The sequence below is a fragment of the Romboutsia sp. 13368 genome (assembly GCF_018336475.1).
Classification (GTDB): Bacteria; Bacillota; Clostridia; order Peptostreptococcales; family Peptostreptococcaceae; genus Romboutsia.
Genome location: NZ_CP048741.1, coordinates 1,054,955 through 1,056,160 on the forward strand (window position 1 = coordinate 1,054,955; position 1,206 = coordinate 1,056,160).

Here is a 1,206-nt window from a genome sequence, read left to right on the forward strand (position 1 = left end):
AACTTAAATTTAAGAAGTTATAACTCAGAAACTTAAATTTAAAAGAAATGATTTTCTATGTAAATTGTAAGAATTAATAAAATGATGTATAATAAAAATTAATAGATAAAGATAATTAGCATAGTATATTTTAAGATAGATAAAAATAGTTAAATAACTATAAAAAATCTAAGAGGTGCACAATGAAAGATAAGGATTTGCTTATAAAAAGGCTAAATAGAATAGAAGGACAAGTTAAGGGAATACAAAAAATGGTAGAAGAAGAAAGGTATTGCATAGATATACTAACCCAAATATCAGCCATAAGATCTGCTATTAATAAAGTTGGATCTATTATACTTGAAAATCATATAAAGGGATGTGTTGTAAATAGTATAAAAGAGAWTAATTAAATTTATTTGTGAAAGAAAAGAAATAAATTATCTTAATARTAATATATATAGAACAATAAAGACTAATACTATCACAGAAATAATAAATAAAATTCCTGAAAATTCAACTAAAGGTCCAGGTATAACTTATGACAAAGTAGCTTATATAACTATTGATGATGGACCATCAAAATATACAAATCAAATACTAGATATACTAGATAAACATAATGTAAAAGCAACTTTTTTCATGATAAATAGAAATATGAATAAGCATAAAGATGAAGTACAGAGAATATYKAGAGCGGTAACTCTGCAGGACTTCATAGTGTATCTCATGATATACACCAATTATATAAAGATAAAGCTTCTGCAAAAGAAGAATTTGATTTAAATAATAAAACATTTTACGATATAACTGGTGAATATTCTAGCTTAATTAGACTTCCATATGGAAGCAAACCTTATACCCCTAAAGATTCTTTTGATATCCTTGTAGATTCTGGATATAAAGTTTGGGACTGGAATATAGATACGGAGGATTGGAAATATTCATCTAGTGAAATAGTAGAAAATGCAAAAACATATTCTAAAAATAAAAATGAAATAATAATATTGATACATGAAAAAAAACAAACTGTAGAAGCTTTGGATTCATTAATTGGTTATTTAGTTGATGAAGGGTATGAATTATTACCAATTAGTGAACATCAAGAACCTAAAAACTTTTGGTTAAAAAATCTCTATAAGTAAATTTGCATATAGAGATTTTTTACTTATATACAAGAAAGTTGTAAATTAAGTTATTTTGAATATAATTTAGTAATGTAATTAT

At 24.0% G+C, this 1,206-nt stretch carries 2 pseudogenes; both read left to right on the plus strand.

Annotation, left to right across the window (positions count from 1 at the left end):
• Positions 1-182 precede the first annotated feature (182 nt).
• A pseudogene (locus G3997_RS04295) lies at positions 183-380 on the plus strand (metal-sensitive transcriptional regulator); the annotation flags it as partial.
• A gap of 133 nt (positions 381-513) precedes the next feature.
• A pseudogene (locus G3997_RS11825) lies at positions 514-1,124 on the plus strand (polysaccharide deacetylase family protein).
• The last annotated feature ends 82 nt before the right edge of the window (positions 1,125-1,206 follow it).